Below are 26,810 nucleotides of genomic sequence, written 5' to 3' on the forward strand. Positions count from 1 at the left end.
CTCGCCCTGCGTCGGGGGAGGCTTCGGAAGAGGGGCGGAGCCCTCCTCCGAGCTACCTAGCGCGTGGGCGTCGCCTTGAGGGTACGCGCGAGGAATTCCTCGATGCGACGGCTGGCATCGGCGGCGGCCTGGGGATCATAGGCGATGGTGACCCCGAAGGTGCCGGGTGTGAAGGGCTGCTCGATGTCCTTGAGCACTTCCTTCTTCTGGCCGACGACGTCGAAGTAGTGATAGGCGCCCGGGTACTCGACCAGGGTGACGTCCGCGCCGCGCGCCTTCATGGCCGTGACCATCTCGCGGCAATACTGCGGTGGGGTCCAGTTGTCGGCGCCGGCGATCAGCAAGAGCAGCGGACGGATGACCAGCTCCTTCGCGTAGTCCCGGCATCCGCCCGGGTACATGGCGATGGCGGCGGCGTAGCCTGCGCGCGGCAGGGCGACGCCGCGGGCCCGCGCCCGCTCGAGGGTCGGCCCATTGATGACGGACATCGCGAACAGGCCCCCCTGGGACCATCCGAAGGAGGCCACGCGATCGGGGATGACGAAGGTCTTGGATTGTAGGAATTGGAGCGCGCCGATGGCGTCATCGAAGCGCGCGGTGCTCGGACCGCTGTCTCCGCCGCCCGCACAGTCGGCCGGCTCCTTGCGCGGCCCGAAGCTGTCCACCACGAAGGCGACGTAGCCTCGCTCGCGGAGCCAGTGCGCCCAGGTCTCGGTTTGCCGGACGATGCCCTGGCAGCCGTGGAAGAGCACGAGAGCGGGGAAGGGGCCGGGCCCGTCTGGCTTGTGGAGCCTTCCCGCGATGCGCTGGGGCGCGCCGGGCGTGGCATTGTCGAAAGAGATTTTCCCGGCGCACCCGGCCGCGACGGTCGTCGCCAGGACGGCGACGAGGGCGAGTCGGCGCGCTTTCATGCGCGGAAGTATAGCGCAGTCCGGGAAGCACCTCGCGCGCGGCGTGCGGTACAATCCCCGAAGGGGGGCCATCCATGCCAGTGCAAATCGTCGAGTACGGCGACTATCTCTGACCGTGGTGTTACCCGGCGGCCGTGCGCCTCCGGCGACTGAAAGACGAGATGGGTGACGACCTCGTGATCCAGTGGAAGGCCTTCCCGCTGCGCCCCGAGCCTGATCCCACGGTGGCCTTCAAGGGCACCTACCGCGAAGAGGGCTGGCGTCGCTGCGGCGCCATGGCCGCCTCTGACGGCATCACCTATACTCCCTGGCCGCGCGAGGACTACCCGAACTGGTCGCTCCCGGCCCTCGAGGCCGCGAAGTGCGTTGCCCTCCAGGGCTCCGAGGCCTTCGATCGCCTGCACCTCCGGCTCTACGAGGCGTTCTTCAGCCGCAGCATCAATATCGCGAAGCCGGACGAGCTGCTGGGTGTGGTCAAGGAGACGGGCGTGGACATGCCACGTTTCGTGGCGGACTGGGAAAGCGGCGCCGCCCGAGAGGCGGTGGGCCGCGACTATGAGGACGCGCTGACGCGCGACAGGGTGCGCGCCATCCCCACCATCATCGTGGAAGGCGGGCGCCGCCTCACCGGCCTCGTAGATCTGCCCACCTATAGAAAGGCGATCGAAGAGGCGTAGATCGGGTAATGCGCGAACGGAGCGCCACCCTCACCCCGGCCCTCTCCCTCCCCGAGGGAGAGGGAGTTCTTTGCATTCCCTCTCCCCCATCGGGGGAGAGGGCCGCAGTTCGAGCTGAGCGGCGCAGCCGCGAGGCGAGGGCTGAGTAGATCAGGGGGCGGCGCGCACATCATGAGTGAGCCCGAGTGGCAGGCCGAGGCCCGCGAGCAGTTCGAGCTGGGCTATCAGGCCCAGATGGCGGGTCGGCTCGAGGAAGCCCTGGAGCGCTATCGTCGCTCGCTCGCCATCCAGGAGACGGCCGAGGGCCACACCTTTCTCGGATGGGCCATGGCGCATCAGGGCAAGCACGAGGAAGCCATCGAGGAGTGCAAGCGCGCCATCGCGGTGGATCCCAGCTTCGGCAACCCCTACAACGATATCGGCTCCTATCTCATCGCCCTCGGCCGCGACGAGGAGGCCATCGCCTGGCTCGAGCGGGCCAAGCGCGCGCCGCGCTACGAGCCGCGCCACTTCCCCTACGTCAATCTGGCCACCGTCTACGCGAGGCAGCACAAGGTGCAAGAGGCGATCCGTGAGCTCCAGCACGCCATTGCCATCGAGCCTCGCCACGTGGCGGCGCGCCGCGAGTTGCATCGGCTGATCGGCCTCCTGAATTGAGCGGCCTTCCCCTACCCTTCTACGACAACCGACTCCTCTTCGGCCACGCCGCCCGGCCAGGGCTCATCGCCTTCGAGACGGGCGAACACACTGTCCGGATCTGGTCGCGCGCGGCGGGCGAGACGCGCGTCTCCGAAGAGCCGTTCCGCCCCTTCCTGCTCCTCGCCGATCCGGATCTCCTGAAGGACTTCAAGGGCGACGCCGGGGTGACGCCGCTGGACGGTGCGGGCACCTATCGCTGGCTGGCCGAGCTCGGCTCGTGGAGCCAGGGCCTCAAGGCGCGCGACCATATCCAGAAGGTCTCCGGGCGAGCGCCGGGCGCGCCCGACGCGCCCTACCGCTTCCTTTCGGATCCCACCCAGCAGTTCTTGCTGCGGAGCGGCTGCACCTCCTTCCTCGGCATGGGGTTCGAGGGTCTGCGTCGCATGGCCGTGGACATCGAGGTGACCACGGCCCCCGGCTTCGAGTTCCCGAACGCCGCGCGGGAGTCCGACCGCATCATCGCCATCGCCCTTGCCGATTCCACGGGCTTCACCACCGTTCTCTCCGGCGCCCTGGTGGACGAGGCGGATCTCCTCCGCGAGTGCACACGGATCATCCGCGAGCGCGATCCCGATGTGATCGAGGGGCACAACATCTTCCGCTTCGATCTCGAGTACATCGAGGCGCGGGCCCGTCGCCACAAGGTCGCGCTGACCTGGGGACGTGACGGCGCCACCCTCGGCAGCTACCCCTCGCGCATGCAGATCGCCGAGCGGACCATCGGCTATCGCCGCTACCGGATCCGCGGCCGGCACATCGTCGACACGTGGATCCTCGCCCAGCTCTACGACGTGGGCGCGCGGGACCTCGAGTCCTATGGGCTCAAAGACGTGGCCCGCCACTTCGGCATCGCGGCGCCGGACCGCACCTATCTGCCCCCCGAGGACATCCCGCGCATCTTTCGCGAGGAGCCCGAGCGGCTCATGGCCTATGCGCGAGACGATGTGCTCGAGACCCTTGGGCTCTCGGCCATCCTCTCGCCTCCCTACTTCGTCCAGGCCCAGGCCCTGCCCCTCGGCTACGAGGCCGTGGTGCTGCGAGGCAATGCCACCAAGATCGACGCCCTGCTCATGCGCGAGTACCTGCATCGCGGGCGCGCCGTCCCCTCGCCATCGGCAGGCCGGGCGGTGGCGGGCGGCCACACCGCGATGCTTCTGAGCGGCGTGGCCAAGGGCGTCCTTCACGTCGACGTCACCTCCCTGTATCCGTCCCTCATGCTGACCCAGGAGATCGCGCCGGGGGGAGACGGGCTCGGCGTCTTCCCCACCCTGCTCCGCGACCTCCGCGAGTTTCGGGTGGCGGCCAAGCGCCTGGCTCGGGAGGCCGCCGCGCCCGCCGAGCGGACACTGGCCGGCGCGCTTCAGCAGACCTTCAAGATCCTCATCAACTCCTTCTATGGATATCTCGCCTTCTCCCAGGGTCACTGGAATGACTACGATGCCGCCAACCGCGTGACGGGCGAAGGTCGCGCGCTCGTCCAGCGTCTCGTGGCACGGCTCGGGGAGCTGGGCGCCGCCGTCATCGAGGTCGACACCGACGGCATCTACTTCGTCCCGCCTTCTTCATCCCTCTCCCCCACTGGGGGAGAGGGCCGCGTTTCGAGCCGAGACGCTGCCGACGAACCGGAGGTAAGGAGAGCGGCGAGGCGAGGGCTGAGTGAGGCTGAGGGGGAGAGTCATCTCGTCGCCGAGCTGGAACGTGTGCTGCCCCCGGGCATTCAGCTCGAGCTGGACGGCCGCTACGAGGCCATGTTCTCGTACAAGATGAAGAACTACGTGCTGCTGGATGCCCGCGGCAAGCTCTTGGTCAAGGGCTCGGGCCTCCGCTCACGCGGCATCGAGCTCTTCCAGCGGCGGTGGATGGAGGAGATGTTCCGTCTGCTCCTGACCGGACATGCGGACGAGATCCCCGCGCTCAATCAGCGGTGGCAGACGGACTTCCAGGCTCACCGCGTGCCCGTCAGACATTTCATGAAGACGGAGACGCTGCAGGAATCGCCCGCGGGCTATCAGGACAAGGTCCGCGAGGGCAAGCGGAATCCCTCCGCCGCCTATGAGCTCGCCCTCCGCTCGCAGCGGCCGTATCAGCCCGGCGACCAGGTCTCGTACTATGTCACGGGCGCCGACAAGCGCGTCAAGGTCAACGAGTCCGCCAAGCTGGCCGTGGCCTGGGATCAGGCGGCGCCGGACGAGAACACGGAGTACTACCTCGACAAGCTCGACGATCTCTACGAGAAGTTCCGTCCCCTCATCGAGCAGGACGGCCTGCGGCCTGCGGGGGAGACCGAAACGCCCCCCGAGTCGCCCCAGGCAGAGCTCGAGTTCTAGCTCCCGGAACTCCGGGCGAGGCTGGTGCGAGCGTTAGCGTGTCGTCGGCCCGCCCCCTTTATCTACTCAGCCCTCGCCTCAGGGCTTCGCCCTTCATCTCGAACGGCGGCCCTCTCCCCCTCCGGGGGCGAGGGATTCGGAAATGGCTCCCTCGCTTTGCACTGGATCCCTCTCCCCCATCGGGGGAGAGGGCAGGGTGAGGGGGCGAGTTGTCGCGAGGCGCGCTACCAGGCCAGCTCGAGCTGCCGCGATCGCGCCGGCCGCTCCGCCGCGATCCGGTCGGCCCGACTTCGCCCGGGGAATTGGGCTTCCAGAGCCAAGCGTTCCGCCATCTGCCCGATGCGCGCCCGGTAGGCTGACTCAGCGGAGGCTCCCCCGGCATAAAGATCTCGGTACCGCGCCAGGAGATGCGGAAACTCCTTTCCGATGAAGTCGAGGAAGAAGGCGTGGGTCTCGCCCCGCAGGAAGAGAACATTCCAGATCGCCTCGCGGGCCCCCGCCTCTCGGGCGGCAGTGAACAGCGCCCCCAGCTCGGCTTCGCCATCCGTGAGGAAGGGAAGCACGGGCATGGCAAAGAGCCGGGTCGGCACGTCCGCGGCCGTCAGGATCGCCATGGCTTCGAGTCGGAGGTCGGGGCGGGGTGCCCGAGGCTCGATGCGCCGAAGCAGCGCCGCGTCCGTGGAGGCGATCGAGACATTGACCACGAGCTCGCCGGTGGCGGCGATCTCGCGGAGGAGCCCGAGGTCTCTCGTGATGGCGGGTGACTTGGTCGTGATGCCGACGCGGAGACCGGGCACGCCCCGTATGGCCTCGAGCACGCTTCGGGTGACCCCAAAGCGCCCCTCGGCCGGCTGATAGGGATCGGTGGCCGTGCCCACCGCCACTTCCTCGCCGCTCTCGCGCGCCTTGCGCAGGCGCGCCACGAGTCGGTCATCGTCCGCGCGCTTGATGTAGATGCGATGCTCGAACTCGTCGGGATCGACATGCCCCAGATAGCCGTGGGTCGGGCGCGCATAGCAATAGCGGCACCCGAACTCGCAGCCTCGATAGGGGTTGACCGTCCAGCCGAAAGGCATGCGCGCATCTGTCAAGCGGTTCAGGAGCTCCGCGCTGGCAAGGCTCCGGAACTCCACGCGTCGCCGCTCATCGACGACGGCGCCTATCCGATTCACAAAACCGGGGGCCGGCACGCCTGGCGTGTTCATAGGCTCCTCACATGTTGAGTATACTACCGCCGGAAAAAGCCCCGAGGTCTTCTCCCCGGGGCTCTCCTCTATTATATATGTACGCGCTTATCTAGCGCCGCCAGCCTCCGCCGCCGCCCCCTCCACCCCCGCGCGGACCACCGGGACCTCCGCCGCGGGGACCGCCCCCGCCCCCCGCACCCCGTTGAGGCTGGGGCCGGGCTTCGTCCACGACGAGGTTGCGATCGCGGAAGAGGCGGCCATTGAGCATCTCGATGGCCTTGGCCGATTCTTCCTTGGTGGCCATCTCCACGAAGCCGAAGCCTCGCGGCCGCCCCGTGAACTGGTCGGTGACGATACGCACCGACTCCACCGTGCCGGCTTGCTGGAAGAGCTCGCGGAGATCCTCTTCCGTTGCCTGGAAGGAGAGGTTGCCGACGAACAGCTTTGCAGGCATCACTGGCCTCCTGCCGCGATCAGGACCGAAGGTACACTCTCCCCGGCTCACCGGCGGCGCATGGGGATTGCTCCCCGTAAAACGCGTCCGCGCCACGAACCCACGCTGCCGGCCCGTTTTGCGTGCGCATACCCTACTGATGCGCCCACCGGGTGTCAAGGACAAGTTCGCATAGTCGAACGAGGGATGTTCTTTGTTTCACGAAGCCTTATGAGCTTGGCTGGCCAAAAAAACCGTGATTGGCGCCCCGCCCCTGGGGAAGAAATGACTCGCCTACAGGTAGACTCCCCGGCTGATGCCACTGTCTATGGTGATCGCCACCCCGCTCAGGAAGGAAGCCCGCGCCGAGGCCAGGAAACAGATCAGGTCGGCGCACTCCTCGGGCGTGGCGATGCGTCCCAGCGGATAATTCTTGTTCAATTCGGCCAGGAAGGTGTCGAGATCCTTGCCGGCGGCTTGGGCCTGCTGGCGCTGGAGGTTGTCCCAGCGCTCCGTCTTCACCGGTCCCGGCGAGACGGCCGTGACGAGGATATTGGAGCGTGCGCCGAGATCGGCCAGGGCCTTGGTGAAGTTGATGAGCGCGGCATTCGCGGTGCCGCCCATCATGTAGGTGGTGGCGGGATTGCGGGCGGCTGCCCCCACCACGTTGACGATGCGTCCCCCGCCCTGCTTCTGCATGACCGGGAAAACGGTTCGCGCCATGCGGATGTAGCCGAGGAGCTTGAGGCTCCACCCGCGCATCCACTCGTCGTCCGGGGTCGTCAGGAAGTCCCCGCCCTTGATGGCGCCCGCGTTGTTGACCAGGATATCGAGCCGGCCGAGGCGCGTGAGGGCCTCGGAGGCCGTCCGCTCCACGCCCGCGAGCTCGGAGAGATCGACGGCGAGCGTTTCCACCGTCTGTCCGGTCTCTCGCTTGATGGTGCCCGCGGCATCCCCGAGCGCCTCCGCGCTCCTGGAGCAGATCATGACGCGCGCACCTTCCCCCGCCATGGCCCGCGCCGTGGCGAGCCCTATCCCCTTGCTGCCTCCCGTGATGAGCGCTGTCTTGCCCTTCAGCTCGAGATCCATGGCTCGTGTCCCTCTCCTGGTGGTCAGTCGTACTTCGTGGCATAGCGCGTGAGCATCTCGTCCCAGCTGGCCGCGGGCAGACTCTCCGCCCATTGCCGCCCCTCCGGGTCCCTGCCGAAATACTCGGTCATGTAGATCTGTGCCTCGCGTCGGCTCTGGAAGAGTCGCCACACGTGGGCGGCGGTGCCGCCGGGCCGTCTGAGATAGAAGACGGGATCGGCCGGCCCCTGCGGCTCGTACTGCGTCCGCTCGCCGAGCTGGTTCATGGTGATCCAGGCCACGCCGATGCCGTGCGCGGAGAGGACGCGCGTCTGCAGCGACTCGACGTCGGGCAATGACTCGACATCCGTCAGACGCGGGCCGTAGTAGATCGGCACGGCCGAGTCTTCCACCGCGAGCTTGGCGGCCAGGGGCGGCCCGGTTTCGTCAAGGAGCGCCTTGGCGCGCGCCCCCATCCAGAACTCTCCCCTGACGAAGAGATCCGGCCAGGCCTCGACCAGTTGCCCGGCCGCCATCTTGGGGCGACGGCGCGCGATCTCACCCTGGTCGGCGACCAGATAGAGCTTACTCATCGGAGACACGGACCGGGAAGCGGGGCACCTCGTTCCAGTCGAAGCCCGTGGGCGCCTCGTCTCCCAGCTCGTCGATGCGCGCCAGGCAGCGCTGCAGCGCTCGGCCGAAGGGGTCGAGGGGCACGCCTTCGAGCTGCCGCTCGAGGACCTTGCCGCAGCCGTCGTGGAGAAGCGACAGGGCCCCGCTGACATTGCGATTGGCCAGATGCTGGAAGCCGACCGCGACCTGGATGAGCCCCTGCAGGGCCACGCGCGCACTTCCGTCGGCGCGCATCCAGTAGGGCTCGAGGAGCTCGTGTACCTCGAAGTAGAGATGCGCGTGGAAGAGCAGCGCGGCCGAGACGAGGGCCGTGGCGAGGGGCGGGTCGGCGGGGTCGAAGGGCCGACGGCGCAGCATCCGCCGGGCCCGCTCCGCTCGCTCGGCGAATTCCACCTCGTAAGCCTTCCAAGCGCCCTTGAGCCGCCAGACGCCCTCGCGGTGCTCGAAGAGATCAGCGGGGAAGGCCTGGGGAACTTGTTGGGCCGCCGCGGGGGCGCCGGACTCGACGCAGACGGCCGCGACCACCTCGAGAGCCTGGCGCGCCTGCGGATCGTGGAGCGCGTCCAGGATCAGCTCCGCCAGGCGGTTGCGCAGCGGGAGGGGAAGCGCCATGGCGCCCGCCCGCGGATCCTACAAGCGCTCCACGCGCGTGCCCGCGAGTAGATCGTGGAGCGCCCGCTTGTCGCTGCGCAGACCGACCATGATGAAGCCGATGAGGAGAATGAATGCCGAGAGGAAGGTGGCGAAGTAGCGCCCGATGGCCTGGCCGAGGCTGAGAGGACCGCCGTCCATGCGGACGACGCGGATCTGCATCAGCATCTTGCCGAAGGTCTGGCCCCAGCGGAAGTGGAACACGATGAAGTAGAGGGCGCCAATGATCCAGTTGAAGAGATACGTGGCCGCTCCCACCGCTCTCGAGCTCCCGGCGCCACCCCCCACCGCCCAGCCCACGCCCCAGAGGACAATCTGGATCAGGAGCAGAAAGAACCAATCGATGAAGTAGGCCACCACGCGTATCCAGAAGCCCGCGGGCCGGACCTGAGCTTGCACACGCGGGACATAGGGGGTGGCGGCAGGCGGCGCGGTATACGACGGCGAAGCCGGAGTGGTTGGCCTTGAGAAGACCGAGCCGGGGGCCGCGGCGGGGGCCTCGAGGGTGGCGCCACAACGCGCACAGTACTGTGCTGCATCACCCTGCCACCCGCACCTCGGGCATGTCACCGGCATCGCGCCGTATCCTAGCACAAGTGCGGGCGCGCGCTTGTTTCGCCCACGGTATAATGCGCGCATGATCTCGGTCCGCGACGCGCAGGCCCAGGTCCTGGCCAGGATCACTAGTGTTGCGTCCCCCGAGATCGTCCCGCTGGCCAGCGCGCTCGGTCGTGTCCTTGCCGAGGACGTTCGCGCCGAGATGGACGTACCCCCCACGGACAATTCAGCCGTGGACGGCTATGCCGTTGCCTCCTCGGATGTCCCCGCCACGGGCACACGCGCATTCGACGTCGCCGCCGAGCTGGCCGCGGGAGCGGTCTTCTCCGGCACCCTCGAGCCGGGTCAGGCCCTTCGCATCATGACGGGGGCGCCCATGCCGGCCGGCGCCGACACGGTCTATCCCCAGGAAGTCGTCACGCGCGAGGGTGAGCGCATCACGGTGGGCTCCATCGCACCCGGAGCGAACCGGCGCCTGCGCGGCGAGGATGTGGGCGCGGGCCAGATCGTGCTCCCCGCGGGCAGCGTCCTGCGGCCCCAGGAGATCGGCGTGGCCGCCTCCCTTGGTCTCGCGCAGCTCTACGTCAGACAGAAGCCGCGCGTGGCCGTGCTCTCGACCGGGGACGAGGTTGCCGAGCCTGGATCGCCGCGCAAGTCTGGGCAGATCTACGACTCCAATCGCTTTTCCCTGCGCGGCCTCCTCGAGGCGAGCGGCGCCGAGATCGTGGATGACGGCATCGTGCCGGACCAGTTCGACGAGCTCCAGTCACGCCTTCTCCGGGCCTCCGAGTACGCGGATATCGTGTTGACCTCGGGTGGCGTCTCCGTGGGCGTTCACGACCTCGTGAAGGCCGTCCTCCAGCAGGCCGGCGGCATCGACTTCTGGCAAGTGGCCATGCAGCCGGGACGGCCCATGGCCGTGGGGAGTATTGGCCGCGCGCACTTCTTCGGCCTGCCGGGCAATCCGGTCGCCTCCATGCTGACCTTCCACCTCTTCGTGCGGCCGGCCCTCTGGAAGCTTGCCGGTCGACGCGACCTCTTCGTGACACCCTTTCGCGCCCTCGCCACGGAGCGCATGAGCAAGCGGACGGGACGCCGCGAATTCAAGCGCGGCATCCTGACCTTTGCTCACGACCGGTGGGAGGTGCGCACCACGGGCCCCCAGGGTTCGGGCATACTGACCTCCATGACGGCCGCGAATTGCTTCGTGGTGATCGAGGAGGCGCGCGGCGACGTGGCCGCGGGTGAGCCTGTGTGGGTCGAGCCCTTCACGCCCTGGTAAGCCCCCTCCCCTCATGCCTTCCGCCATCCGCACCGACCTGATCGACGGCCTGAAGCCGCTCGTGAGCGATCTCGCCATGGGCTATGCGCGCCGGCTGCCGCATCTCGCGTATGCCGATATCCGGCTCGAGATCGGCGAGGGAAAGTACGCCTCGTCCGAGAACGGCGCCTCCAAGAGCTCCGGGGAAGACACGGCGCTGGCCTTTGGCATCCGGGTGCTCGCGGGCGACCGCTCGATCGCCCCCGGGTATTTCGGCCGCGGGCTGGGCGAGGCCGACCTCTCCCGCATAGAGGCCGTGCTCAAGGAAGGGCTCGAGGCCGCCTATCGACGCGCCGTGGCCAATGCCGACGGGAAGGCGGAGGCGCGCGGCAAGTTCGGCCCGTTGGGCGAGTCGCTTGCCGATACGCGATTGCATCCGATCCGCATCTGCCAGGACACCGTGCCCGCGGTCTACGAGATGGACCCGCGCGCGGTAGACCTGGGCGCCATGGTCCGGTTCACCGAGGAGATCTCGCGGCGGATCAAGGCGACCGAGCCCGTGGTCGGCTTCAACTACATCTCGACCATGACCCAGCTTTCGCGCGAGCTTTTCGCCTCGTCCGAGGGCGCCCTCATCGACCAGGCCTTCGCCCTCACGCAGGGCATGTGCTATGTCGTGGCCAGCGGCACCGGCAACAGCCAGGAGCTCTACGACGTCGTCGGCCATCAGCGGGGCTGGGAGATCCTGGAGCGCGGCGTGGACGATCCGCTCATGCCCTTTCCTCCCTTCCCCGCCTTCGCCCTCGCCATGGCCCGCGAGGCCGCCGAGCTCGCCGCCGCGCCATCGCTGCCGAGCCTCGAGGGCGAGGTGACCGTGGTCACCGACCCCCACTACAACACGCTCGTCTCCCACGAGATCATCGGCCATCCCATGGAGCTCGACCGCGGGCTCAAGATGGAGACGGCCTATGCGGGACGCTCCTGGCTGCTCAAGGACCTCGATGACACCCAGGTCGGTCGCCAGATCGCTTCCCCGCTCGTCTCGGCCTTCTCGGATCCCTCGCTCCCCGGCTACGGGCACTACACGTACGACCACGAGGGCACGCCCGCTCGGCGCGTGGCGCATATCGACCGGGGCATCTTCAAGGGCTTCATGAACAGCCGCCAGACCGCCGCGATATTCGGCGGGGAGCCCAATGGCCACTGGAAGGCGACCGAGGCGCCCCTCGTTCCGCTCATCCGCATGTCCAATACGGTGTTCGACGGGGGCGACCGGGACCCCGCGGAGATCATCAAGGAAGTCGATCACGGCTACTACCTCGTCGGCCACAAGACACCGTCCATCGCGGAGAGCCGGGAGAACTTCCGGATCTCCGCCCGCAAGGTGTACGAGATTCGCCACGGGCAGCTGGGGCGCCTGTATCGAGATGGCGGCATCATGGCCGACAGTCGAGACTACCTCATGAAGGTGGACGCCGTCGGCCGTGACTTCCGACTCTATCCCATTCCGAATTGCGGCAAGGGACAGCCCATGCAGACCAAGAAGCTCGGCAATGGCGGCCCCACCATGCGCAGCCGCGCCATCCTCACGGGAGGCCAGGGCTGATGCCGTCGTGCTCGGGCTCGACCCCCTCACCCTGCCCTCTCCCCCACTGGGGGAGAGGGATTCAAGCACGTTGATGCGCCCCTCTCTTTCATCCTTCTCCCCCATCGGGGGAGAGGGCCGCCGTTCGAGATGAGCGGCGAAGCCGCGAGGCGAGGGCTGAGTAGATGAGGGGGCGGTTCTTCGCGGCGCTCCTCCTCGCGACGGCGATGCTGTGGGCGGCCCCGGCCCCGGCCGATGATCCGGAGGTGCCGGAGAAGTACGTCTCCGTAGAAGCGGCCAAGGCGCTCGTGGACAAGCGGCAACGTGTCGTCTTTGTCGATGTGAGAGAGAAGCCGCAGTACGACGATCTCCACATCAAGGGCGCCATCAATATCCCGCTCGACTCCATGCGCGGCCGTCTGCGCGACATCCCGCGTAAGGACTTCGTCGTCCTCTACTGAGCCTGCCCTCATGCCCTGGCCCGTGCGGCCTACCGGACGCTCTACCAGGCCGGCTACCGGAACATGGCGATTCTCGACGAGGGCATTCCCGGATGGACGGAGAAGCGCTATCCGACGGCTGTCACCGTGGCCCGGCGGCCCTAGGGCAATGATTCCCACTCCCTCGCGGGCAACAACGTTCCCTTCCGAGTTATCTAGTGCCGGCCCTGTCTGATCTCGCTCGCGCCGTGGGTGAAGGTCTCGCCTTCGTGCGGGCTCAGCCCGGCGTGCGAGAGGTCGAGATCTTCGTGGCGGAGAACCGTACCCTTCTGACCCGGCTCAACTACACCTCGCACATCCCCTGCAATGGCGTGGAGGAGCCGAAGAGCGCCGAGATGTATGGCGTGGGCATACAGGCCGCCTTCGACTCGCCCGACGGCGTCCTCATTGGCTTCGGATCCGAGCCCAGCGATCTCTCGACCGCCGGCATGCGACGGGCCTTCGACAAGGCGCGCCAGGGGGCGGTGCGGGATCCCGAGTTCCGCTCCCTGCCCCGACCGGGAGGAGCGAAGCGCGAGCTCTTCGACTATCACGATCCCGCCCTGCTCGCCCTCAGCGATGCGCAGCTCGTCGAGTCGGGGTGGAAGGTGCTGCAAGGCGGGCTCCGCGCGTTTCTCGCCTCCGGTAGCCTGGCCGAGCTCGCGGGCTCGGAGGCCGAGCTTCGCCGGCTGGGCCTCATCCTGGGTGGCGATGTCACCATCGTCCAGGAATCCATGGCCATTGCCTCGAGCCATATGCCCGAGGCCCAGACGGATGTGTCCACCCCCATGATGGGCTTCGTGACGGCCATGGTGGAATCGCGGGAGGCCAAGGGCTCGGGCTGGTCCACGGGCACGCGGCTCGATCATTTCACCGACGAGGCCGGCGTGGACGCGGCCCGGCGGGCCATCGAAGCCATCGGCGGCGAGCGCATCCCATCGGGCGACTACACGGTGATCTTCGGCCGGCAACCCGTCGCGGATCTCATGAACAACCTGGTCGTCCCCTCCTGTCAGGCGGGCTCCTTCTATTCCTCGAGCACGCACTTTCTGGGTAAGCTCGGCCAGCTCGTCGCCTCGCCGCGACTGTCCATCTACGACCACGGCGCCATGCCGGGCTTCATGGGCTCCAAGGGCATCACCTGCGAGGGGCTGCCGACCGGCCGCACGGACCTGATCAAGGAGGGAGTCTTCACGGGCACCCTCACCAACTGGTACGAGGCGCAGCGCCTCCTCCACGACCCCGAGCTCAAGGTGAAGCTCGGGGTGGACGCGGCGGCCGCCGCGCCCGCCCTCGTGGCCCGCAACGGCTTTCGCTATACGGGGGGCGGCGGGCGCGCCTTCGATACCTCGCCCGAGACCGCGGCCTCCAATATCATCGTCGAGGGCAGCGACCCCGTTGCCCTCGACGAGCTGATCAAGAGCGTGTGCGACGGGCTCTACATCGGCCGCATCTGGTACACGTACCCCATCAACGGGCTCCGTGCGGGAGACTTCACTTGCACCGTGGTGGGAGACTCCTTTACCATTCGCGACGGGCGCATCGCGGCGCCCCTCAAGGCCAACTGCGTGCGGATCAACGACAATATCACGAGGCTGCTCACGCACATCGCCGGCATCACCAAGGACCAGCGCGGCACTCTGGTGTGGGGCGTCGATGAGGTCGTCTACACGCCCGAGATCGCCGTCACCGGCGTTCACGTCGATGCCATCGCGGGCTTCATGGAGGCAACTGACTGATGGCCAATCCCGATCTCGCCAAGCTCGAAGCCATTGCCCGCGACGGGCGCGTGCAGATCCTCCGCATGCTCACCCATGCGGGCTCGGGTCATCCGGGCGGTTCTCTCTCCGTCATCGACATCCTGACCGTGCTCTACTTCAGCCGCATGAAGTACGATTCCAAGCGCCCGACCTGGGAGGACCGCGACCGCTTCGTCCTCTCCAAGGGCCACTGCGTCCCCGCCCAGTACTACTGCATGGCCCGGGCGGGCTTTTTCCCCGAGAGCCAGCTCCTCACCCTGCGTAAGCTTGGCAGCCCGCTCCAGGGTCACCCCGATCGCATGGCGCTCCCGGGCATCGAGGCGGCCACGGGCTCGCTCGGCCAGGGGCTGTCGGTCTCCATGGGGATGGCCTTGGGACTCAAGCTGGCCGGCAAGGGCGCGCGCGTGTACTGCGTGATGGGCGACGGCGAGACCCAGGAGGGCCAGGTCTGGGAAAGCCTCATGTCGGGGCCCAAGCTCGGAGCGCCCGACCATCACCTGGACAACCTCTGCGTCGTCCTCGACTACAACGGGGTCCAGCTCGACAACTTCGTGAAGAAGATCCTCGACATCGAGCCGATCGTCGACAAGGTCAAGGCCTTCGGCTGGCCGGTCCTCGACATCAACGGCCACGATCTCGCCCAGATCGACAAGGCCTTCGATCAGGCCGAAGCGACCAAGGGGGCGCCCACCTTCATCGTGGCCCACACCGTCAAGGGCAAGGGCGTGTCCTTCATGGAGAACGACCCCGAGTGGCATGGCAAGGCGCCCAAGCCCAATGAGGCCATCGAGGCCATCCGCGAAGTGGTCGGCGAGCCCGTTCCCGCCTCGGTGCAACCCATCCTCGACGAGCTGAAAGCTCTGGAGAAAAAGTGATGCCCGCCAAAGCCTCCCGCGCCGCGTTCGGAGAAGCCCTCCTCGACCTCGGGGCCAAGGACGAGCGCATCGTGACGGTGGACGCCGATCTGTCGAAGTCCACCATGACGGCCAAGTTCGCCAAGACCTATCCCTCCCGCGCCTTCAATGTCGGCATCGCGGAATCGGGGATGATCGGGCTTGCCGCCGGGCTAGCCCTGGCGGGCCGCATCCCCTTCGCCTGCTCCTTCGCCTGCTTTCTCGTCGGGCGCTTCGAGACCATTCGCGTCTCCGTCGCCTACAGCAATGCCCCCGTCATCCTCGTGGGCACACATGTGGGCGTGGCCATCGGCGAGGACGGGTACTCACAGATGGGGCTGGAAGACATGGGCTGCCTCCGGTCGCTGCCGAATATCCCGATCATCCAGCCCGCCGATGAGATCGAGACCAAGCAGGCCGTGGCCTACGCCGTCGAGCACCGCAATCCGCTCTACCTGCGGCTGACGCGCCAGAACCTGGAGCCGGTCCACGACGACAAGTACCAGTTCCGCTTCGGCAGGGCCGATGTCCTTCGCGCGGGAACCGACGTGTCGATTCTCGCCACCGGGGGTACCGTGTGGAACTCCCTGGAGGCGGCCAAGAAGCTCGCCTCCGATGGGGTCCAGGCCGAAGTGATCAATGTCGCCACCGTGAAGCCGCTCGACGAGGAGGCCCTGCTCCTGTCGGCCGGCAAGACCGGCCGCGTGGTCACCGTCGAGGATCACTCCATCCACGGCGGGCTCGGCGGCGCGGTGGCCGAGCTCCTGGGCGAGATCATGCCGACGCCCGTGAAGCGCCTCGGCGTGGTCGGTTTCGGCGAGTCCGGGGACGCCAAGGGCCTCTACGCCAAGCACGGCCTCGATCCCGACGGCATCGCCCGGAGCGTGCTGAAGTTCCTGAACCGCTAGGCAGGCTCTGGCGATGAGCGGAGAGCTCGAGGTTTGCTGGCCATGGGGAATACGTTCATAACGATCTCTTCCGCAGGCGTGAATCGTGATTTATCAAAGGGCACGCGTGAGCAGCCTTTCTGGGATGAACACGCGCAGTTCATCAATAAGCTTACCGAGGAAGGCTTTATCTTGATGGGAGGACCTTTGGTTGACGAAAGCGGCGCGCTCTTGATCGTCAACGCAGTGAATGAAAACGAAGTGAAAGCGAAAATTGAGAATGACCCCTGGTACGCGCACGGCATTCTCAAATTGGAGAGCATACGGCGGTGGCAAATCTTCATTGACGCGCGGAAGTAGTTCTACGCCGCGCGCGGCTTCTGGCCGCTGGTCTCGCGCATCTTCCCCGAGAACGCCGCGAGCCTCGGGCGGCCCGAGCGCTACGGGTTCCGTGTCGGCGGCGTCTTTCGGCGCCACGGGAAGCTCGGCGGCGAGTGGCGCGATTGCGTGATCGTCGAGTGGATGCTCGACGAGGACCGCGCTCGCTGAGCGCGGCGACCGGCTATGCTCTCCAGGTGATGATCCTCCTCGTGCTGCCGCTCCTGCTCCTCGCCGCGCCGGCGACCAGCCTCGCGCAGGAGCCGGCCCCGGAAGACTCGCCAGCTGTATCGTCCGCCCGCGCCGGCCTCGAGCGGCGCCAGACGCTGCCGCCCCCCGGGCTGATCCCCCCGGCCTTCTCGGTCAACGGGGTGCTGCGGGGCGGCGCGCAGTGGATCGTGAACCCTCCGCGCGCGAAGGACGACGTCTTCGGGTTTGGCGCGTTTGACGCCATCCTGATCTGGCGTCCCACGCCGAACGTCACCCTGCTCGCGGACGTCGAGGCCATCGTCGGCCCCGGGCCCGACGCAGCCCTGGGCACCCTGTCGCTCCTGAACGCCGAGACCGAGCGGCTCTTCGGGGACGACACCAAGGTCTTCCTGCGCGAGGCGTGGATCCGGCTGCAGTCGAGCGACGCCTCCATCCGGTTCAACGTGGGCAAGCTCGACGTCACGCACTACTTCGACCGCAACTTCTTCGCGGAGGACGAGACGCGGCAGTTCCTGAACGCCGCGTTGGCCGGCAACCCGCTCCTCGGGCAGCCGCGGAACGGTCCGGGCACCTCGCTCCGGATCAGTCAGGGCGACTGGCGCTACGCGTTCGGCGTGCACGCGCCCGGCGACGTGGACGACGACCTCTCGGGCCTGCCGTATTTCATCGCCGAGCTCGGCCGCCGACGCATCTTCCCGCTCGTTGGCCACTATCGCTGGTGGGCGCGCGTCGGCTCCGTGCCCGAGCACCGCGACGACCTCACGTGGGGCACGGGCCTCAGCATCGATCAGCTCGTCATCGCCGACACCGGCGTCTTCGTGCGCGCCGGACTCAGCCGCAGCGAGGGCGAGTCGCTGACCTCGCACGCGTGGTCCGCGGGCGTGCAGCACACGCCCTCGTGGCTCGGCCGCGCGAAAGACCTGGCCGGGGTCGGCTACTCGTTCCTGCGCCAGCCCGAGGGGCGCGAGCAGGTGGCCGAGGCCTACTACAACCTCTCCCTGGCCGACTGTTGCGCGATCATCGCGAACGTGCAATGGATCCTGTCCGGCCCGAACCTGGTCAGCGGCCGGCGCAATCGCGACGTGGTGGTGCCCGGCCTCCGGGCGCTGATCTCGTTCTAGGGGCGCCGAGCAGGTCGGCGATGGCGGCGAGGATCGCGGAGAGCGAGAAGGCGCGCGAGCCGACGAGGGGGCGCCCCCCACCCTGTCGACGAGAAGCGCGTTGCTGCCCTTGACTCCGACCCGGAGACGGACTAGCTTCGAGCCATCAATAGCGACCCAACGGTCCGGCCCTTACTCTCAGGAGGTGCCTGGTGAGCGGCAACGGTCATCCCACCCCGGCCCAGATTCGTTCCAAGCTGAACCACCCCGTGATCGACGCCGACGGCCACTGGCTGGAGTACGGCCCCGTCTTCTCGGAGCAGATGCGGAAGATCGGTGGGAACAAGGCCGCCGAGGCTTTCCTCGCCGCGCTCAGATCGACCCGCGAGAGCCTGATGACGCCCGTGGACGAGCGGCGGCGGCGTCGCATCGGGCAGGAAGGCTTCTGGTCGCGAGCGGAGCGGAACACCCGCGACCGCGCCACCGGGCTGTTCCCGCGGTTCCTCTACGAGCGCCTCGAGGAGCTCGGAATCGACTTCGCGACCATCTATCCCACGGCGGGCCTCCGCATCGGCCGGATCGCCGACGACGAGGGGCGTCGCGCCGTCTGCCACGCCTTCAACATCGTCACCGCCGACTACTTCCGCGACTTCGGCGACCGCATGACGCCGGCGGCGGCCATCCCGACCCACACGCCCGAGGAGGCGATCGAGGAGCTGGAGTTCTGCGTTCGTCAGCTCGGCACCAAGGTCGCGATGTTCACCAGCCCGGTCCCGCGGCCGGTGGCGTCGGTCACCAATCGCGATGGCGACGTCGGCCGCTTCGCCGTCTGGTACGACGCGGTCGGCCTGGACAGCCTCTACGACTACGATCCGCTCTGGAAGAAGTGCATGGAGCTCGGGATCGCGCCGACGTTCCACACCGGGTCGAGCCGGCAGGGGCTCAGGAATACGGCCGTGAACTTCACCTACAACCACATCGGCCACTTCGCCGAGTCCGGCCACGCCGCCTGCAAGGCGATCTTCCTCGGCGGCGTCACCCGTCGCTTCCCCCAGCTCCGGTTCGCTTTCCTCGAGGGCGGGGTGGGCTGGGGCTGCATGCTCTTCGGCGATCTGATCGGCCACTGGGACAAGCGGAACCGGAAGGCGCTCGAGCACACCGATCCGCGCACGCTCGATCGCGCGCTGCTCCTGGAGCTGGCGGAGAAGTACGGATATCACGATCACATCGCGGCGCTGCGCGCGCGTGACGGCTGGCCCGATCCGGACGCCGTCAACCTGACCGGCGGCCTCGCGGACCTCGACGACTACTCGGCCTGCCAGATCACCAAGAAGCAGGACTGGCAGGATCTGTTCGTGACACCGTTCTACTTCGGCTGCGAGGCCGACGACCGGGCGAACGCCTGGGCGTTCAAGAAGGGCGCGAACCCCTTCAGCGCGCGTCTCAACGCGATCATGGGCTCGGACATCGGCCACTTCGACGTTCCGGACATGATGGAGGTGCTGCCGGAGGCGTACGAGCTCGTCGACGACGGTCTCATCGACAGGGACGACTTCCGCGACTTCACGTTCGCCAACGCAGTCCGGCTGTGGGGCACGCAGAACCCAAAGTTCTTCGAGGGCACGGCGGTCGCGAAGGCGGCCGCGGCGGTTCTGGCGGAGGCGAAGAAGGCCCCGGCCGACGTCTGAGCCAAACGCCGCGCTCGATCAGCGAAGGGGGCCGTGGAGGCCCCCTTCGTTCTTCCTCGTCTCGCTTCCGATCAGGTCGCCGATCCGGTTCCGGTATTCCAGGCGCGCGATCCTAGGCCAAGGTCTCTGTGTTCTCAGAAGTATCGCGTTCGACGCTTCTCACCGGGAGCGGCGCCGGCAAGCGGGCGTGCGCCTCCCGGATCAGGACGGAGCAGACCAGAGATCGCGGAAGCGCGTAGCCACCACCTCGTCGTAAGCGACCGGTGTCGCCAGCAGGCCGATGGCCCGGGCGAAGCCGCTCATCGCCGCTACCGCCGCTTCCGGGATGACGGGATCGTAGAAGGGGAGATCGCGTTCGACGATCGCCGCGATGATCTCGGCGGCCGCGGGCGGAAACCGCCGCCGGCCGACCTCACCCGCGCGGGCTGGCTCCTTCCGGAGCAGGCGCTGGGTCCGCACGATCGCGCGCACGGCGGCCGCCACGCGCTCGGGCTCGCGGGCGATGAGCGCCTCGGTCGTCGAGAGCGCGGCGAACGTGTAGTGGCCGGCCCCCGGCGGGCCGTCACCGCGCCGGACGTCGGCGATGATCTTCCCGACCCCGCGCCGCACGGCGGTCTCGCTGCCCAGGGCGTTGGCCCAGAACCCATCGACGAGCCGGCGCTCGAGGGCCTCCGCGGCCACCACGCCGAACGACGCGCCCGGATCGAGCGCGCCGGGCACCGGTCCAATCGCGATGCCGTCGCGGGCGGGATCGATGCCGACCTCGGCGAGCAGGCGCAGAAAGGCGCGATCCGGTCCGGGGGCGGCGCCGATGCGGAGGCCCTTGACGGCGCCGATGTCGCCGCGACGGGCCGGCAGATCCGCGCGCAAGACCAGCAGCCACGGTGTTCCCTGCGACAGCGTGACGACGAGCTTCGCGCTCTTCCATTGGGGGAAGGCGAGCAGCGTCGTGTGGGCGCCGCCGGCCACGAAGTCCACCGCGCCGTCGCGCAAGGCATTGACCGCGTCGAGCGAGGGAAGCAGCTCCACGTGGGCCTCCAGCCCCTCCTCGCGGTAGACGCCGAGCTCTTCGGCGGCCAGGGCGGGAAAGTAGGAGTTCGTCACCAGATCCGGGGTGGCGATCCTCATCGCGCGAAGCCGTAGACCATGGCCACGGGCGCGTAGCCTTCGTAGTGGAAGTAGGCGCCCTCCGGATCGCCGGGTTTTTCGAGCGGGAGGGGCGCCCGGTTGCGAGATATGTAGCCCGTCATCTCGGACCTCCCCTCGGCACGGTGGCGCACCCTCCTGGCCGAGCCGTGCCTGCTCTTGGTCGATGAGGTGTCGCTCAGCTTCATGCCCAATGGTACAGACACCACCTGCCCCAAAAGAGGAACGGGCACCCCCCGGCCCCTGGGGGGGTGCCCGTCCCTCTTCTGCGGCGCGAGCTCGACTCTCCCTATACCGTCGTGCGCGCTACGTAGCCATAGCGCGCGTTGGTGCGCGCTCCACCCGCGGCGAGATACTCCGCCTTGATCGCGGCGATCTTGTCGGTGGTAATACCGTGCTGGGCGGTGGTCGTGGGGCGAAGTCGGTAGAGGCGCGCCGAATTGCCGCCGAAGATCGCGCGCTTCACCGGGCCGTCGGCCGCCCCCAGCGGCTTGAAGCCGTGCTTCTTTTGCATGTCCTCGGGGATCTCGAGCCGGCGCATCGCCTCGATCTGCCACTGGGGCGAGCCGTACCAGAGCGAGTCGGTGCCCCAGACGACGTGGTCGGCGCCGAGACCCTTGACCAGGGTGCCGATGAAGGCCGCGGCAAAGCGCGGGTTTGCCACGGCGCACGTTGCGAACGCCGTGCCCACCTCGCCATAGACGTTCTTCACGCCCTGCTTGCTCGGGATCTCGGCCAGGTCGGTCGCCCACTTGATGCGCCCGGTCTGCTCGAACTCGGCGAGCACCGCGTCGGGCTTCTCTAGAAATGGCCGAAGGGCGCCGTGGTACATGACGAAGTTGATCTTCGGCCAGTCCTTAGCCGCCTTGCCGACGTCCTTGACGGTCGCGTACTCCCAGACGCCCGGCCACGACGTCTCGTAGTCGGCGGGCAGGAGCCCCTTGTGGATGCACACGGTCGTGATGCCGGACTTCACGGCCTTTTCGTAGAACGGGTACATGAGCTTGTCGTCGTCGAGCCACCAATACGACTGCAGCTTGGAGGGAAACAGGGGATCGCCGATGGTGTAACCCTTCCAGCTGTCGGGCTTGAGGGTGGCGATCGCGCGGTCCACTTCCTCCATCCACCCTTGTTTCTTCGGCGTGAACACGGCGTGGCCGAGGAGACGACGGGAGCCGGAGAACTTGTTGATGGACATGCGGGCGGCCGCGATCTGGTCGTTGGTCAGGAGGTCCCAGCTCGGGTCGTCGAAGGGCGCGCCGGAGAGCAGCGCGATCTTGGTGTCGCTGTCGACGAAGATCTCCTTGAGGTAGTTCTCGAACTTGAACCGGGCGAGGTTGCTCTCGCCCCACAGCTCGGGGTTCCAGTTCGCCTTGGCGTACTTGGCCAGGTCGAGCAACCCTTCCTGCTTGAAGTCGTCGCGGACGAAGTGCGTCTGGGCGTCCACGATGAACTGTCCGGAGAGCGCCTTGGCCCGCTTGTCGGCCACCCCCGGCGTGGCCGCCTCCGCTCGACTCACCTCGAACACGGGGCCGAACACGTCGTTCATGGCGAGGAAGGCCGCGGCCATGCCGGCGCTGGAGGCCAGAAACTGGCGGCGGCTCAGCCCGTGCCGGGGGGCGAGATCGCCGGCGAGCTCTTTCACCCGCGCCTCCACGCGACGCTGCTCCCGCGTCTGGGGCAGAGGGTTGTACTCGCCGTTCGATACGATCTGGGTGGGCACCGGGCCTCTGTAGGCTGTGACCTCGGCCGGCATCGTGCGCTTCAGCTCGTCGTCACTGAGGTAGTGCGGCATCGCTCTCCTCCTTCTGGTTCGACGCGCCCCTGGATCCGCAACATTGCGTTGTCCAGAGCTGGGAGTCCCCTGGGCGCGGCGGTGACGAAAGGAGCAGTAACTCCGTTGGTGCGACGAGTCAAGGCGCGACGCGGCTTGTCGTTATAGAGGCGCATCCGAAGATCACCAGCGAGAAAATACGTGGTGGACTGGACGGTGACCACGCGCTAGCTGCCCGCGCGTCTCTCCCCTGACGCCGCTCCGCTTCGGGGGCGAGCAAGACCGGGGAAGCGGCAAAAACCCGTTGCCGCGCGAGGGCCCCGCCAGGACACGAACAGGAGCGATGAGGCCCGCGCGGACGTCCAGTCCAACGGGATTCTACACCGGCTTCCGAGGCTCCCGCCAGCGAGCTCGCTTTGCAGCATCGAGGTCACCCCGCATGATGCACCGGGGTCAGGTCTTGCAATACGACAGTGGGTAGCGGCGGAGCGTATCTCCGCGCGTACATGTTGAGTCTCTGAGACATCAGGTATCGGGTCAGGTCTTGAGATCCAACATCCCTGTGCCAGAGCCCTCGTAGCGCGCGCCGACGGCGGTCATGAAGGAGCTCGCCGAGGACTGCGCCGCCGACGGCGTGTACGAGTTCTTCTTCTGCGCGTCCCCGCTGGTGATCAGCCGCGACACGGGCTCGCCCATCAATCCTCAGACGATCAAGTAGGGGAGACCGGCAATCACGGCGGTACCGAGCGCGAGAGCGCCCATGTCTCGGACTGCGCTCCGTGTAGTGAGCTCTGCCACAATGTCGGAATAGTTGCCAAAGCCCTGTTGCTGGCCCCGGAGGTCCCAAAGCACATTTCCTATCTGTGGCAATGGTTTGGCGATGTTGTCGAGGGTGGCTCTGCCCAGAGGTTGGGTGGCTCCTGCAGCTTTTCCCGCTCACCACGCGTGGAATTCGTGGATAAGGTGTCGAAAGACTTTACATTTCTTGCTTCGATTTGCAACACGAGATCAGCAGTCCCAGGCTTTTTCTGTGGCAAGTCGAAATGTTATCGCGCTGTATCAATTCTGGTACAGCCTTTGCTCGGAGAGGCACTGCTCCCTGTGCGGAGCCCTGCACGCGAAGTTTTCCGCTCCACGGCTGTCGACCCTGAGAAAAGGGGAGGAAGCTTATGAAACGGGCAGTAGCGCTGTTATTCATCATCGCTGTTTGCTGCCCCGCAGCAGCTTGGGCAGGGCCCGTCATCCTCGGCGGTGACGATCTCACCGACCACGGGTCCCGCAGTGGAGCTGTGAACCTCGAGGGCTGGCTCTACATCGAAAAGGCGCTGACGAACCTGAACCCGAACGTCACGAGAACGGGACCGTTCACGACCGACATCGCGGCGATCGGCTCCGCTGCGGTTGTAGGGTGCCCGCCGGCGTGTCCAGGCAGCAACGCGGGCGCGGCCATCGCCTCCGCAGCCGGCAACGCGGGGCTGGGTGTCACCTTCTTTGATGGTGCGGCCGTCATCAACGGCTTCTTTGCCAGCCTCGCGTCCGGGGCGGTCAATCCCCGGATCATCTGGCTGGCTGGCTCCGACGCGAGCAATGACGAGGACGCGGCCGAAATCGCTGCGGTCAACGCGAATGCCGCCGCGCTCAACTCCTACGTGGCTTCGGGCGGTGGCCTCATGTCGCATGGTATATCCAGTGCCGGCGTGTATGACTGGCTGAGCACGCTCTTGCCAGGCATCACCACGCCTGGCATTTGCAACTCGACGGGGGCCACCCTCACTCCGGCTGGGCAGGCCGCCTTCCCGGGCTTGACCAACAGCAACATCGACGCAAACGCGGGTCCCTGTCATAACACGTTCGGAGGCAACTTCGGCGGCTTGGTCGCGCTCGCCCTCGACGGTACGGGCACGCCCTACATCATTGGTGGCGGAGGCGGAACGCTGATCCAGTGCGGTCAGCCCGGCCAACCTCCGTGCCCCACCACGGGGGTACCTTTCCCTTCCACGCTGGGCCTGCTGCTTTCGGCGGGTGGCTTCGGCCTCGCGGTTCGGCTCTGGCGCGCTCGCAGGAGCCAGCACCAGAGCGCCCTGATCGAATAGCTCCGAACCGACTAGGGGAGGGCGACGGTCAAGACCGTGCTAGACTGTCTCCCTCCCCGCTCCGTCCGTTCGCCCCCACCGGCGCCGCTCAGAGCCGGGGTCAGGTCTTGCAATGCGACAGTGGGTAGCAGCGGAGCGTATCTCCGCGCGTACACGTTGAGTCCCCGAGACATCAGGTATCGGGTCAGCTCTTGAGATCCAACATGCCCGTCGGCATCGATGGTCGCGGCCGCCGCGCCCCGGATCTTCCCGACGATCGTCCCGTCCTGGATCGCCACGTCGGCTCGATAGCGCGAAAACCCCGTCCCGTCGACGACTATCCCGTTCCTGATGAGCAGGTCGTAAGCCATGATGCTCCCGGTCGCCTCAGGCGGCTTGATGGCGGGTGTTGTGCAGCACGCGGCCCGGATAGCTGCCCGTGTGGGTGCCCTTCTCCATCAGCACCTCGCCGTTCACGATGGTGTAGTGGATGCCCTCGGCCAGCTCTCGCATCCGCCAGCCGTTGCTCGGAAAATCGTGGACCACGTCTTCGGGGACCGGACGGACGGTGTCGGGATCGAAGACGACGAGGTCGGCGGCCATCCCCGGCTGCAGGAGGCCGCGATCGTAGATGCCGAAGGCCGAGGCGGAGTCGAAGGTGAGCCGGCGGACGGCCAGCTCGAGCGACATGATGCCCTTCTCGCGCACCCAGTAGCCGAGCAACCGCGTGGGGTTCGACACATTCGAGTGGAACTGCACGTGGGCGCCGCCGTCGGAGAGCCCCACCACGGCGTAGGGGCTGCCCAGGATCTGCGCGACCGCCTCGGTGTCCATGTTGATCTCGCCGAGACTGAACACCGTCTCCAGGTCCTCCTCGACGGCCAGGTCGAGGAAGGCGTCGAGCGGATGCTTGCCTTGCCCCTTGGCGATCTCCGCGATGTGCTGTCCCCGGAGGCCGCGGTTCTTCGGGAGCACCGGCTCCTCCACGATCATCAGGTCCCAGCGCTTGGAGAACGTCGAGTCCGGCCCGAGGGGCGCCTCGACCTCGCTCCGGAGCTTCGCCCGGATCTCCGGGTTCTGATAGGCGGCAAGCTTCTCGGCATCGGAGGCCTGGAGGATGGGCAGCCAGGTGGGCATGCTCCGGAACACCTGGCAGTTCTTCATGGTGAACCGGTTCACCACGCTCCCGGGATTGCAGAGCGGGATCGCGCGGATCCCCTGCTTGACCGTCGCCTCGACGTGGGCCAGGTGCTTTTGCCACCGCCCCGGCTGACGCGCCTGCTCGAGGAGCGTGTTGTACATGACCGTCCGACCGCAGGCCTGGGAGAGCCGGCTGAGCAGGCCGTCCTTCAGCTCGGGATTGGTGCCGCCGCCGCACTGGATCACGCCGGTGCCCGCCTCGCGCAGGACGTCGGCCAGGGCGAACAGCTCCGACTCCGGCGCGCACGCGGCGGGGATGCGCGTCCCCGCGATGTCGAAGTGGTTCATGTTGCGCGTGATCGACAAGCCGAGGGCCCCCGCCTCGAGCGCCTCCCGCACCACCCGCCGCATGGCCTCGAGCTCGGCGTCGGTGGCCGGGCGCTCCGAGCAGTCGGCGCCCATGGTGTAGAGCCGGACCGCCGAGTGTCCGACGAGCGTCCCCACGTTCACGCCGAGCCGCTGGCCGATCGCCCTCATGTACTCGGGGTACGTCTCCCACGTCCAGGGCACGCCCGCCTGGAGCACGTCCATGGGGATGGCCTCGACGTAGGACAGCATGCCGGCCAGCTTGTCGCGCTCGTGGGCCTTGACGGGAGCGAGGGCCAGCGAGCAGTTGCCGATGATGACGGTGGTCGCCCCGTGGTGGGACGAGAAGGTGCAGAGCGGGTCCCAGAGGACCTGGGCGTCGTAGTGGCAGTGGTTGTCGACGAACCCCGGCGCCACCACGCGTCCATCCGCCTCGATCACCCGCCGCGCGGGGCCGTCGAGGCGTCCGAGCTCCACGATCTTGCCTCGGGCCATCGCCACATCGCCGTTGAAGGCGGGCCGACCGGAGCCATCGATGATGCGACCGTTCTTGACGAGGAGATCGTAGGCCATGCGTCCCTCCAGTTGAGAGTTTGTCCGCGAGAAGGTTATCCCAACTGCGGGATTTATGCGAGGCCTGAGAGGGAAGCGCCGTGTCAGGCGGCGGCCTCGCGTCCGAGCGACACTCAGCTGACCTCTGCTCTATTGACTCTGGGTGGCTTGACGAAGCGGCCCGACGGGAATAGAAAGAGCCCACCCAATCCGGCCCTACGTCTTCTCCACAATGGGAGGTCGCCACGATGGACGACCACGCACTCCGCGAGCTGATCCGACAGGTCACGACGGGCGCCCTGAGCCGCCGTCGCTTCGTCCAGACGATGATCGGCGTGGGCCTGACCGCGCCGATGGCCGCCCGGATGCTGGCCA

General features: G+C 67.5%; 24 protein-coding genes and 2 pseudogenes. 13 read left to right on the plus strand and 13 right to left on the minus strand.

What is annotated here, in order from left to right:
• Positions 1 to 56: 56 nt before the first annotated feature.
• Positions 57 to 911, minus strand: coding sequence for a dienelactone hydrolase family protein (locus VGT00_19400; GenBank protein ID HEV8533598.1), 855 nt, complete (start codon positions 909 to 911; stop codon positions 57 to 59).
• Between the two features lie 125 nt (positions 912 to 1,036).
• Between VGT00_19400 and VGT00_19405 the strand changes: the two are divergent.
• From VGT00_19405 to VGT00_19415, 3 genes and pseudogenes are all read left to right on the plus strand, one after another.
• Positions 1,037 to 1,588: pseudogene (locus VGT00_19405) on the plus strand (DsbA family protein).
• Between the two features lie 171 nt (positions 1,589 to 1,759).
• Positions 1,760 to 2,245 carry a tetratricopeptide repeat protein gene (locus VGT00_19410; protein HEV8533599.1) on the plus strand — a complete coding sequence of 162 codons (486 nt, stop codon included), beginning with the start codon at positions 1,760 to 1,762 and terminating at the stop codon, positions 2,243 to 2,245.
• A complete protein-coding gene (locus VGT00_19415; protein HEV8533600.1) occupies positions 2,242 to 4,614 on the plus strand; it encodes a DNA polymerase domain-containing protein in 2,373 nt (790 codons plus the stop codon). Before VGT00_19410 ends, VGT00_19415 begins: the two co-directional genes overlap by 4 nt.
• A gap of 224 nt (positions 4,615 to 4,838) precedes the next feature.
• Here VGT00_19415 and VGT00_19420 read toward each other — a convergent pair whose 3' ends face one another.
• From VGT00_19420 to VGT00_19445, 6 genes are all read right to left on the minus strand, one after another.
• Positions 4,839 to 5,819: a radical SAM protein gene (locus VGT00_19420; GenBank protein ID HEV8533601.1), complete on the minus strand. Its 981-nt coding sequence runs from the start codon at positions 5,817 to 5,819 to the stop codon at positions 4,839 to 4,841.
• A 91-nt stretch (positions 5,820 to 5,910) separates the two neighbouring features.
• On the minus strand, positions 5,911 to 6,255 hold the full coding sequence (locus tag VGT00_19425; protein ID HEV8533602.1) for an RNA-binding protein: 345 nt from the start codon (positions 6,253 to 6,255) through the stop codon (positions 5,911 to 5,913).
• A gap of 273 nt (positions 6,256 to 6,528) precedes the next feature.
• Entirely contained in the window at positions 6,529 to 7,323 is a 795-nt protein-coding gene (locus VGT00_19430; GenBank protein ID HEV8533603.1) for a short-chain dehydrogenase/reductase, read from the minus strand.
• A 23-nt stretch (positions 7,324 to 7,346) separates the two neighbouring features.
• Positions 7,347 to 7,895 (minus strand): hypothetical protein, encoded by a 549-nt coding sequence (locus VGT00_19435; GenBank protein HEV8533604.1) that lies wholly within the window; start codon positions 7,893 to 7,895, stop codon positions 7,347 to 7,349.
• A complete protein-coding gene (locus tag VGT00_19440) occupies positions 7,888 to 8,547 on the minus strand; it encodes a DUF309 domain-containing protein (GenBank protein HEV8533605.1) in 660 nt (219 codons plus the stop codon). Before VGT00_19440 ends, VGT00_19435 begins: the two co-directional genes overlap by 8 nt.
• Positions 8,548 to 8,565: 18 nt before the next feature.
• Positions 8,566 to 8,985: an RDD family protein gene (locus tag VGT00_19445; protein HEV8533606.1), complete on the minus strand. Its 420-nt coding sequence runs from the start codon at positions 8,983 to 8,985 to the stop codon at positions 8,566 to 8,568.
• A gap of 238 nt (positions 8,986 to 9,223) precedes the next feature.
• On the opposite strand from VGT00_19445, the gene glp reads away from it, so the two are divergent.
• The 6 genes from glp (at position 9,224) to VGT00_19475 (ending at position 16,030) form a co-directional block, all read left to right on the plus strand.
• On the plus strand, positions 9,224 to 10,426 hold the full coding sequence (gene glp / locus VGT00_19450; protein HEV8533607.1) for a gephyrin-like molybdotransferase Glp: 1,203 nt from the start codon (positions 9,224 to 9,226) through the stop codon (positions 10,424 to 10,426).
• A 13-nt stretch (positions 10,427 to 10,439) separates the two neighbouring features.
• On the plus strand, positions 10,440 to 12,011 hold the full coding sequence (locus VGT00_19455) for a TldD/PmbA family protein (GenBank protein ID HEV8533608.1): 1,572 nt from the start codon (positions 10,440 to 10,442) through the stop codon (positions 12,009 to 12,011).
• 164 nt (positions 12,012 to 12,175) lie between these two features.
• The gene (locus VGT00_19460; GenBank protein HEV8533609.1) at positions 12,176 to 12,451 is read left to right on the plus strand and encodes a rhodanese-like domain-containing protein; all 276 of its coding nucleotides are present in this window, start codon (positions 12,176 to 12,178) and stop codon (positions 12,449 to 12,451) included.
• Positions 12,452 to 12,648: 197 nt separating this feature from the next.
• Positions 12,649 to 14,208 (plus strand): metallopeptidase TldD-related protein, encoded by a 1,560-nt coding sequence (locus VGT00_19465; GenBank protein HEV8533610.1) that lies wholly within the window; start codon positions 12,649 to 12,651, stop codon positions 14,206 to 14,208.
• Positions 14,208 to 15,104, plus strand: a complete 897-nt coding sequence (locus tag VGT00_19470) for a transketolase (GenBank protein ID HEV8533611.1) — start codon at positions 14,208 to 14,210, stop codon at positions 15,102 to 15,104. The genes VGT00_19465 and VGT00_19470 overlap by 1 nt, the downstream gene beginning before the upstream one ends.
• Entirely contained in the window at positions 15,104 to 16,030 is a 927-nt protein-coding gene (locus VGT00_19475; GenBank protein ID HEV8533612.1) for a transketolase C-terminal domain-containing protein, read from the plus strand. Before VGT00_19470 ends, VGT00_19475 begins: the two co-directional genes overlap by 1 nt.
• 93 nt (positions 16,031 to 16,123) lie before the next feature.
• On the opposite strand, the gene VGT00_19480 is transcribed toward VGT00_19475, so the two are convergent.
• Positions 16,124 to 16,486 (minus strand): hypothetical protein, encoded by a 363-nt coding sequence (locus VGT00_19480; protein HEV8533613.1) that lies wholly within the window; start codon positions 16,484 to 16,486, stop codon positions 16,124 to 16,126.
• 41 nt (positions 16,487 to 16,527) lie between these two features.
• Between VGT00_19480 and VGT00_19485 the strand changes: the two genes are divergently transcribed.
• Together VGT00_19485 and VGT00_19490 are read left to right on the plus strand one after the other, a co-directional pair.
• Positions 16,528 to 17,718, plus strand: coding sequence for a carbohydrate porin (locus tag VGT00_19485; GenBank protein ID HEV8533614.1), 1,191 nt, complete (start codon positions 16,528 to 16,530; stop codon positions 17,716 to 17,718).
• Between the two features lie 191 nt (positions 17,719 to 17,909).
• Positions 17,910 to 19,385: an amidohydrolase family protein gene (locus VGT00_19490; GenBank protein ID HEV8533615.1), complete on the plus strand. Its 1,476-nt coding sequence runs from the start codon at positions 17,910 to 17,912 to the stop codon at positions 19,383 to 19,385.
• Between the two features lie 201 nt (positions 19,386 to 19,586).
• On the opposite strand, the gene VGT00_19495 is transcribed toward VGT00_19490, so the two are convergent.
• The 3 genes from VGT00_19495 to VGT00_19505 form a co-directional block, all read right to left on the minus strand.
• The gene (locus VGT00_19495) at positions 19,587 to 20,513 is read right to left on the minus strand and encodes an ABC transporter substrate-binding protein (protein ID HEV8533616.1); all 927 of its coding nucleotides are present in this window, start codon (positions 20,511 to 20,513) and stop codon (positions 19,587 to 19,589) included.
• Entirely contained in the window at positions 20,510 to 20,635 is a 126-nt protein-coding gene (locus tag VGT00_19500; GenBank protein ID HEV8533617.1) for a hypothetical protein, read from the minus strand. Before VGT00_19500 ends, VGT00_19495 begins: the two co-directional genes overlap by 4 nt.
• A gap of 185 nt (positions 20,636 to 20,820) precedes the next feature.
• On the minus strand, positions 20,821 to 22,326 hold the full coding sequence (locus VGT00_19505) for an amidohydrolase family protein (GenBank protein HEV8533618.1): 1,506 nt from the start codon (positions 22,324 to 22,326) through the stop codon (positions 20,821 to 20,823).
• Positions 22,327 to 22,903: 577 nt separating this feature from the next.
• On the opposite strand from VGT00_19505, the pseudogene VGT00_19510 reads away from it, so the two are divergent.
• Both VGT00_19510 and VGT00_19515 read left to right on the plus strand, forming a co-directional pair.
• Positions 22,904 to 23,023 (plus strand): annotated as a pseudogene (locus VGT00_19510) (cyclase family protein).
• Positions 23,024 to 23,474: 451 nt separating this feature from the next.
• Positions 23,475 to 24,398: a hypothetical protein gene (locus VGT00_19515; protein HEV8533619.1), complete on the plus strand. Its 924-nt coding sequence runs from the start codon at positions 23,475 to 23,477 to the stop codon at positions 24,396 to 24,398.
• A gap of 11 nt (positions 24,399 to 24,409) precedes the next feature.
• On the opposite strand, the gene VGT00_19520 is transcribed toward VGT00_19515, so the two are convergent.
• Both VGT00_19520 and VGT00_19525 read right to left on the minus strand, forming a co-directional pair.
• Positions 24,410 to 24,748: a hypothetical protein gene (locus VGT00_19520; protein ID HEV8533620.1), complete on the minus strand. Its 339-nt coding sequence runs from the start codon at positions 24,746 to 24,748 to the stop codon at positions 24,410 to 24,412.
• Between the two features lie 16 nt (positions 24,749 to 24,764).
• Positions 24,765 to 26,456: an amidohydrolase family protein gene (locus VGT00_19525; protein HEV8533621.1), complete on the minus strand. Its 1,692-nt coding sequence runs from the start codon at positions 26,454 to 26,456 to the stop codon at positions 24,765 to 24,767.
• Positions 26,457 to 26,810: the final 354 nt, after the last annotated feature.

The sequence above is a fragment of the Candidatus Methylomirabilota bacterium genome (assembly GCA_036002485.1).
In the GTDB taxonomy this organism is placed as follows: Bacteria; Methylomirabilota; Methylomirabilia; order Rokubacteriales; family CSP1-6; genus AR37.